Source organism: Aeromonas sp. ZOR0002 (assembly GCF_963866995.1).
Lineage (GTDB): Bacteria > Pseudomonadota > Gammaproteobacteria > Enterobacterales > Aeromonadaceae > Aeromonas > Aeromonas caviae.
In genome coordinates this window covers 1-277 of the sequence record NZ_CAWMFQ010000319.1, presented here as the reverse complement: position 1 = coordinate 277, position 277 = coordinate 1, and the positions used below count along the sequence as shown (strand labels likewise).

The window sequence follows — 277 nt, the reverse complement described above, 5'->3', positions numbered from 1 at the left end:
GGCCTCCATCATGGATACCCAAGCCTTTCAACATCTACTGTCTCTCTTTCCACAGCTCACCATGCGCCAGCGTCGCCTCGCGCAACATGAACTCACTACCCCTCACCCAATCACCTCGCTGGCCGCTCAACTCCCCGCTTGTCGATGTTGCCCTCACTGTCAGGCCGAGGCTACGCAGTTGGCTCCCTGGGGTTGGAGTCGAGGGCTGCGTCGTTATCGCTGCAAGCAGTGTCTGCGCACCAGTTCCGTTCTCACCAAGACGCCTCTGGCTCGACTT

General features: G+C 59.6%; 1 protein-coding gene. It reads left to right on the top strand.

Translation table 11 applies throughout. The features are described 5' to 3' along the window. Positions 1-10 precede the first annotated feature (10 nt). The coding region (locus tag AACR77_RS17160) for an IS1 family transposase (RefSeq protein ID WP_197055469.1) at positions 11-277 on the top strand (267 nt) is incomplete at its 3' end.